Origin of the sequence: Streptomyces sp. NPDC102270, from assembly GCF_044766405.1 — a bacterium.
GTDB lineage: Bacteria > Actinomycetota > Actinomycetes > Streptomycetales > Streptomycetaceae > Streptomyces.
The window spans coordinates 62,216-69,399 of sequence record NZ_JBIWLX010000027.1; the positions used below are offsets into that span (position 1 = coordinate 62,216).

The following is a 7,184-nucleotide window of genomic DNA, read 5'->3' on the forward strand; positions in this document are numbered from 1 at the left end:
AGGCTCCTCACGATAGGGCGACCCCCGCATACCGGTAACCCCAACGGTCAGGCAACCGTCCGCCACCCCGTACTCGCCCGTTCCGTCATCCTCGGTGGCAGCAACGTCGACTCCGGTACGGCCGTCCCGGCCAGCTTCTTCATCAGAAGGTCCACCGCCCGCGCGCCCAGCTCCTCCGACGGCAGTGCCACCGAGGTGATCGGGACGCGGACCGACTCGGCGAGTTCGTCGGGGCAGATCGCGGTGACGGACAGGTCGGCCGGGACGCGTAGGCCGAGGTGCTCGAAGGCGTCGAGCAGCGGCTCCAGCAGGGCCTCGTTGTGGATGACCACGCCCGTCAACGCGGGCTGTTCCCGCAGGAGTTGCTCGGCCACCGCGCGGGCGCCGCCCGGTTCGCAGGGGTGGACGGCCGAGGACATCCCGCTGCGGTCCGCGGCGGCCGTGAACCCCTGGACCACCTGTTGGGCGAAGGCCGTGCGGCGGACATAGACCTCCGGTGGGGAGCCGACCAGGGCCACCGCGCGGTGACCCAGCCGCGCCAGATGCTCCACGCACGCCTCGCCCGCCGCCCTGAAGTCGAGGTCGACGCAGGTCAGACCCTCCGGGGCGGCCGGGAAGCCGATCAGCACGGACGGCAGGTCCAGCGACCGCAGCAACGGCAGCCGGGGATCCTCCAGTTGGACGTCCATCACGATCAGCGCGTCGACCAGCCCCGTGTCCGCGACCCGGGTCAGGCCGTCCTCGCCCTCCTCCTGGGTCAGCAGCAGCACGTCGTGGTCGTGCCGCCGGGCCGTCGTCACCACCGACACCGCGAACTGCATCACGGTCGGGACGTGGATTCCGGCCCGTAGCGGCACGACCAGTGCCAGGATGTTGGACCGTCGGCCGGCCAGGGCGCGGGCGCCGGCGTGCGGGCGGTAGCCCAGTTCGCGGACGGCGTCCTCGACCCGCTGCCGGGTCTCCTCGGAGATCGGGCGCTTGCCGCTGAGGGCGTAGGAGACGGTGCTGGGGGAGACCCCGGCCCGCCGCGCCACGTCCGTGATCTTCACCATCAGCCCAGCTCCAGCGAGAGGAAGCCGGTGCCCGCCTGCGCCCGCGTTGTCCTGCCCGAGGCCGCCAGACTCCAGGGCGCCGAGGGGTCGGAGCACGACGCCCGCAGCGTGTCCCCCTCGCGTACGACGGTGAAGGCGACCTCGCCGACCCGTACCGTGACCTGCTCGCCCCGCCCGAGGCCGTACGCCCGCAGGGTCACGCCGTCGGCGTGGTCGTAGTCGGGCCGGTCGTCCACCGCGCCGACCGGGACCACCGCGCCCGGCCTGACCAGCAGCGGGACGCTCAGGAAGTCGTGCTTCTCGCGCACCCAGCGCGGCCCGGTCACCGTCTCGCCGGTCACGAAGTGGGTCCAGGTGCCCTCCGGGACGTAATAGGAGACCTCGCCCGCGTCGTTGAACACCGGCGCGACCAGCAGGTCGGGGCCGAGCATGTACTGCCGCTCCAGGTGCGCGCACCCGGGATCGTCCGGGAACTCCAGGACCATCGCCCGCATCACCGGCACGCCCTCGGCGTGGGCGGTGCGGGCGGCCTCGTAGAGGTAGGGCATGAGCTGCAGCTTGAGACGGGTGAAGTGCCGCAGGACGTCCACGGACTCCTCGTCGAACAGCCACGGCACCCGGTAGGAGGAGCTGCCGTGCAGCCGGCTGTGGGAGGAGAGGAGCCCGAAGGCCAGCCAGCGTTTGAACAGCGCCGGGGTCGGGGTGCCCTCGAAGCCGCCGATGTCGTGGCTCCAGAAGCCGAAGCCAGACAGACCGAGCGACAGACCGCCGCGCAGCGACTCGGCCATCGACTCGTAGGTCGCCTCGCAGTCGCCGCCCCAGTGCACCGGGAACTGCTGGCTGCCCGCGGTCGCCGAGCGGGCGAAGACCACCGCCTCCTCCTCGCCGCGGTGCTTGCGCAGCACGTCGAAGACGGTCTGGTTGTAGAGGTAGGTGTAGTAGTTGTGCATCCGCTCCGGGTCGGAGCCGTCGGACCACTCCACGTCCAGCGGGACCCGCTCTCCGAAGTCGGTCTTGAAGCAGTCCACGCCCTGCGCGAGGAGCGCCTCCAGCTTGGACGCGTACCAGTCGCGCGCGGCCGGGCTGGTGAAGTCGACCAGGGCCATGCCGGGCTGCCACAGGTCCCACTGCCAGACACTGCCGTCCGGGCGCCTGAGGAGATGACCGAGCGCCTTGCCCTCCGCGAACAGCGGGGACCTCTGGGCGATGTACGGATTGATCCACACGGAGACCCGCAGGCCCCGCTCGTGCAGCCGCGCGAGCATGCCCTCCGGGTCGGGGAAGACCCGCGGGTCCCACTGGAAGTCGCACCAGTTGAACTCGCGCATCCAGAAGCAGTCGAAGTGGAAGACGGACAGCGGGAGTTCGCGCTCCCGCATGCCCTCGATGAAGCTCGTCACCGTCTCCTCGTCGTACGACGTCGTGAAGGACGTCGACAGCCACAGGCCGAAGGACCAGGCGGGCGGGAGGGCCGGGCGGCCGGTGAGGGCGGTGTACTTGCGGATGATCTCCTTCGGACTCGGGCCGTAGATGACGTAGTACGTCAACTCCTGCGTCTCAGCGCTGAATTGAACCCGTGACACGGCTTCCGAACCGACCTCGAAGGAGACCTTGCCCGGGTGGTCGACGAAGACGCCGTAGCCCGCGTCCGTGAGGTAGAACGGGACGTTCTTGTAGGCCTGTTCGGTGGCCGTGCCGCCGTCGGCGTTCCAGATGTCGACGACCTGGCCGTTCTTCACCAGCGGCCCGAAGCGTTCGCCGAGGCCGTACACCGAGGTGCCCACGCCGAGGCCCAGCTGCTCGCGCAGGTAGTGGGCGCCCGAGGCGTCCCGCATGATGCCCATGCCCTTGGGGCCGCTGCCGGTCAGCAGCCGGCCGCCCGCGAGGAAGTCGACCTGCCAGGTGCCGGTGCGGGCCACCCGGACCGACAGCGCGCCGGAGGTGAGGGTGGCGTGCTCCTCGTCGTACTCCGTGTGCGCCGTGACGTCCTCCTTCCGCACCTCGAACTGGGGGCCCTGCGGCTGCTCGCCCTCGAAGTGGGTGAAGGTGACGCCGATGACGTCGGGTATCGGGGCGTGGGCGCTGATCGTCACGACCGGTCCCTTCAACAGGTCGCCGCGGCGGCGGATGGGCTGGGTCGGCGCGAGGATGTCCAGCCGGCCGTCCGTCGCGGCGACCTCGTGGACCTGCGCCGGATGGGCGGCGGTGACGCCCTCGCGCAGCAGCCAGTAGCCGTCGGTGAACTTCATCTGTGGGGGGTCCTTACTTCACGGCACCCACGGCGATACCGCGGGTGAGGGTTCGCTGGAAGACGAGGAAGAACACGATCGCGGGGAGCACACCGAGCAGGGCGGCCGCGTTGGTCATCGTGGCGTCCATCAGGCGCTGGCCCTGGAGGACGCCGAGGGCCACCGACACCGTCTGGTTGTCGTTGGAGATCAGCATGACCAGGGGGAGCAGGAACTCGTTCCAGGTCCAGATGAAGAAGAAGACCAGCAGCACACCGAGGGTGGGGCGGCTGACGGGGACGACGATCCGCCACAGGACCTGCCACTTGTTCGCGCCGTCGATCCGGGCCGCCTCCAGGATCTCGCGCGGGAACTGGCCGAGGACCGCGGAGAGCAGATACGTGCCGAAGGCCGCCTGGATCACCGTGAACACGATGATCACGCTCAACCGGGTGTCGTAGAGGCCGACTTCCTTGCTCAGGTAGTAGACCGGGTAGACCAGCGCCTCCTGCGGCAGCATGTTCGCCAGGACGAAGAAGGCGAGGACCCAGGTGCGGCCCTTGATACGGCCGATGCCGATCGCGTAGGCGTTCAGGACCGACAGGATCACTGCCAGTACCGCCACCGAGCCGCTGATCAGTACCGAGTTGACCAGTTTCTGCCCGAAGTCGACGCGTTCCCAGAAGTCCTTGATGCCGGTCGTGTACAGGCCGTCGGGGAGGCTGAGGGGGCCGTTCTGGGCGTACTCCGTGGGGGACTTGAACGCGTTGACCGTGACGATGAGAAACGGCACGATCATGAACAGGGCCGCGATGCACAGGGCGATCAGCACCGGGTAGCGGCGCAGGGCGGTGGTCATGCGTCGGTCCTCTCCTGGAGCCTGAGACCGATCAGGGAGAGCGCGAGGATGATGACGGTGAGCACGGTGGAGATCGCGGCGCCGTAGCCGACCTGCGTCTTCTCGAAGAACGTGGTGAAGGAGAAGTAGGACGGCACGTCGGTGGCGCCGCCGGGTCCGCCCTTCGTGAGCACGTACACCGCGCCGAACACCTTGAGCGCGGCGATCGAGCACCAGGTGAGGACGACGTAGATCTCCGGCCGGATCTGGGGCAGCGTGATGTGCCGGAAGCGGCGCCACCAGCCGGCGCCGTCCAGTTCGGCCGCCTCGTGCAGCTGCGGGTCGACGCGTTGCAGGCCGGCCATGAAGATGACCAGAGGGAAGCCGAGTTGGACCCAGACCATGACGCCCATGACGCTGTAGAGGGCGAGGTCGGGGTCGCCCAGCCAGTCCTGCTGCCAGCTGCCCAGGCCGATCGCCTTGAGGAGGGCGTTCAGGGAGCCGTTGTCGGGGGCGAGGATCCAGCTCCAGACGATGCCGGCGACCGCGATCGGCAGCACCTGGGGGAGGTAGAAGCAGGCGCGGAGAACGGCGGCTGTTCTGGACCCGAAGTGCTTGCCGACGTAGTCGAACAGGGCCGAGGCGAGGACCAGTCCGAGGGCCGTGGGGATCGCCGCCATCGCCACGACCATGAACAGGCTGTGCCGGAAGGACGCCCAGAACTCGGAATCGTCCATCAGCTCCCGGTAGTTGGCCAGTCCCGACCACTCGGGGGAGCCCACGCCCTGCCAGTGAGTGAAGCTCACGTACGTGTTCATCACGAACGGCAGGACGATGACCGCGAGGAAGGCGAGGGCACCCGGCAGGAGGAAGAGGGCGTAGGAGTCGCGGGGTCGGCGCGGGGGCTGTGGGGTGCTGCCCTTGCCGACCGTCCGCGCACTGCGTTCGACGGTCGCCGTCATTGCTTCGGGGCGCCCTTGTCGTAGGCGTCCTGGAGATCGCTGAGGTAGTTGTCGGGCTTCTCGCTGCCCGTGATCAGCTTCTGGGTTCCGGAGACGAGGACGTCGTAGAAGCCGGGGACCGGCCAGTCGGGGTAGAAGGCCAGGCCGTCGTTCTTGGAGAGGGTGTTGAAGTCGTCGATCAGGGTCTTGGACTGGGGGTCGGTGATGGCGGAGGCGTCGGCCGCGACGGGCACGCCACCGGAGTTGCCGAGCAGGTTCTGGATCTTCTTCGACATGGTGATGTCGATGAAGTCGTAGGCGAGGTCCTTGTTCTTCGAACCCTTCGGTACGACCCAGAGGTTGCCGCCGGAGCCGAGGGTGAGCTTCGAGTCGGGCCAGCGGAAGGTGCCCCAGTCGAACTTGTTCTCCGTCTTGAAGCGGCCGTACCACCAGCTGCCGGAGAACAGGATCGGCGCCTTGCCGGAGGTGAAGGAGACACCGGCGGCCTCTTCGTTCTGGCCGCTGGAACTCTTGCTGAAATAGCCCTTCTTGACCCAGTCGGCGAAGGTCTCGGCACCGTGGGTCCAGGCGGCGTCATGGAAGTCGGTCTTGCCCTTGTAGAGCTGGTAGGCGTCGACCCACGAGCGGTCGGCCTTCGACAGCGCCAGCTGGTACAGGTACTGCTGGGCCGGGTAGGCGGCGCCGCCGTTGGCCAGCGGGGTGACTCCCTCGTCCACGAACTTGTCCATCGCGGCGGTCAGTTCGGCGAACGTCTTCGGCTCGGCGATGCCGTACTTCTTGAAGAGGTCCTTGTTGTAGTAGACCAGCGTGTACTCGGCGTAGTTGGGGACGCCGTACCACTTGCCGGAGCCCATCACGCCGTTGGTGTCGTAGAGGCTGGTGGTGCGGACGCTCGGGCTGAGCTTCTTGTCCCAGCCGCGCTTGGCCGCCTCTTCCGTGAGGTCGGTGAGCAGGCCCTGCTTGGAGAGCAGACCCGCGGTCGCGTTGCCCTTGTTGTACTCCATGAGATCGGGTGCGTCCGAGGAGTTGAGGACCATCGGGGCGGTCTTCTGGATCTGGTCGAAGCTCTTCTCCTCGAACTTCACCTTCACGCCGGGGTGCGTGGCCTCGAACTCCTTGATCGCCTCCTTCCAGGCGATGCCCATCGCGCTGGTCGGACCCTCGTAGTGCCACAGCCGCAGTGTCTTCCCGTCGGAGGACCCGCTGTCCGGGCCCCCGCAGGCTGTCAGCAGCAGCGATCCGCTCAGGATCACCGCCGCCCCCACCACACGCCTTCGTGCCGTCAACATCCCGTACCTCCGGGGAGTCGGATGGTGCTTCGGGCGCGCACCGGGCAGGGGTCGTCGATTCGACTCGATTCGACGACCCCTGTCGAAGCGCTTCGACGAAGGAAGGTATGTGGGGGCTTTGAAGGTCGTCAATGGGTTATGCAGGATCGGGTGAAGCGATTCGACGATGGGGTGGGGGAGGGGGCGATCGTCGGAGCGGTGGGTGGGGGGCGGGCTGTGGTGGGTCTTGTCGGGGTGAGGGTGATCGTGGCGGGGTTGCCGTAGGGCGCGGTCCCTACAGGGGCGGGCCTGCGCGTCGGCGTCGTTCGTGGAGGCGTCTTGTTCGGGTGAGGGCGGTCGTCAGGGCTGCCGCGGCTGCCGGGACCGGGATGCCGTAGGCCGCCGTCGGTGACAGGTGGGCCGCTGTCCAGCCGCCGGCCGGGTTTCCGCGGGCGGTGCTGGGAGGGGGCGGTGACGGTGGGGGCCAGGCCGGTGTGGGTCTGTTCGGGTGAGGGCGGTCGTCGGGCTGCTGGGGCTGTTGTGTGGGGGGGCCTTAGGGCGCGGTGGCCGCCGTCACAGGTCTGCGCGCCGGTGTCGCTCGTGGAAGCGTCTCGTCTGGGTGAGGGCTGCCGTGGCTGTCGTGACGGGGATGCCGTAGGGCGGTCTCACCGTCGCCGGTGTGCTCGCCGGTGTCGTTCGTGGAGGCGTCTTGTTCGGGTGAGGTTGGTCGTCAGGGTGGCCGTGGCTGTCGTGACGGGGATGCCGTAGGGCGGTCTCACCGTCGCCGGTGTGCTCGCCGGTGTCGTTCGTGGAGGCGTCTTGTTCGGGTGAGGTCG

The 7,184-nt window shown here is 68.7% G+C and carries 6 protein-coding genes; all 6 read right to left on the reverse strand.

Annotated features, from left to right (window positions below):
- Positions 1-47: 47 nt before the first annotated feature.
- A complete protein-coding gene (locus tag ACIRP7_RS40680) occupies positions 48-1,052 on the reverse strand; it encodes a LacI family DNA-binding transcriptional regulator (protein ID WP_403670529.1) in 1,005 nt (334 codons plus the stop codon).
- On the reverse strand, positions 1,052-3,301 hold the full coding sequence (yicI, locus tag ACIRP7_RS40685) for an alpha-xylosidase (protein ID WP_403670532.1): 2,250 nt from the start codon (positions 3,299-3,301) through the stop codon (positions 1,052-1,054). The genes ACIRP7_RS40680 and yicI overlap by 1 nt, the downstream gene beginning before the upstream one ends.
- Positions 3,302-3,314: 13 nt before the next feature.
- The gene (locus ACIRP7_RS40690) at positions 3,315-4,139 is read right to left on the reverse strand and encodes a carbohydrate ABC transporter permease (protein ID WP_403670535.1); all 825 of its coding nucleotides are present in this window, start codon (positions 4,137-4,139) and stop codon (positions 3,315-3,317) included.
- Positions 4,136-5,080: a carbohydrate ABC transporter permease gene (locus ACIRP7_RS40695; RefSeq protein ID WP_403670538.1), complete on the reverse strand. Its 945-nt coding sequence runs from the start codon at positions 5,078-5,080 to the stop codon at positions 4,136-4,138. The genes ACIRP7_RS40690 and ACIRP7_RS40695 overlap by 4 nt, the downstream gene beginning before the upstream one ends.
- The gene (locus tag ACIRP7_RS40700; RefSeq protein ID WP_403670541.1) at positions 5,077-6,369 is read right to left on the reverse strand and encodes an ABC transporter substrate-binding protein; all 1,293 of its coding nucleotides are present in this window, start codon (positions 6,367-6,369) and stop codon (positions 5,077-5,079) included. The genes ACIRP7_RS40695 and ACIRP7_RS40700 overlap by 4 nt, the downstream gene beginning before the upstream one ends.
- Before the next feature lie 552 nt (positions 6,370-6,921).
- The coding region (locus ACIRP7_RS40705) for a hypothetical protein (RefSeq protein WP_403670543.1) at positions 6,922-7,184 on the reverse strand (263 nt) is incomplete at its 5' end.

What these genes read in the sequence shown, in the direction of transcription:
- ACIRP7_RS40700 (WP_403670541.1), bottom strand. Translation starts at nt 6,369, where the DNA reads ATGTTGACGGCACGAAGGCGTGTGGTGGGGGCGGCGGTGATCCTGAGC.
- ACIRP7_RS40690 (WP_403670535.1), bottom strand. Translation starts at nt 4,139, where the DNA reads ATGACCACCGCCCTGCGCCGCTACCCGGTGCTGATCGCCCTGTGCATC.
- ACIRP7_RS40695 (WP_403670538.1), bottom strand. Translation starts at nt 5,080, where the DNA reads ATGACGGCGACCGTCGAACGCAGTGCGCGGACGGTCGGCAAGGGCAGC.
- yicI (WP_403670532.1), bottom strand. Translation starts at nt 3,301, where the DNA reads ATGAAGTTCACCGACGGCTACTGGCTGCTGCGCGAGGGCGTCACCGCC.
- ACIRP7_RS40680 (WP_403670529.1), bottom strand. Translation starts at nt 1,052, where the DNA reads ATGGTGAAGATCACGGACGTGGCGCGGCGGGCCGGGGTCTCCCCCAGC.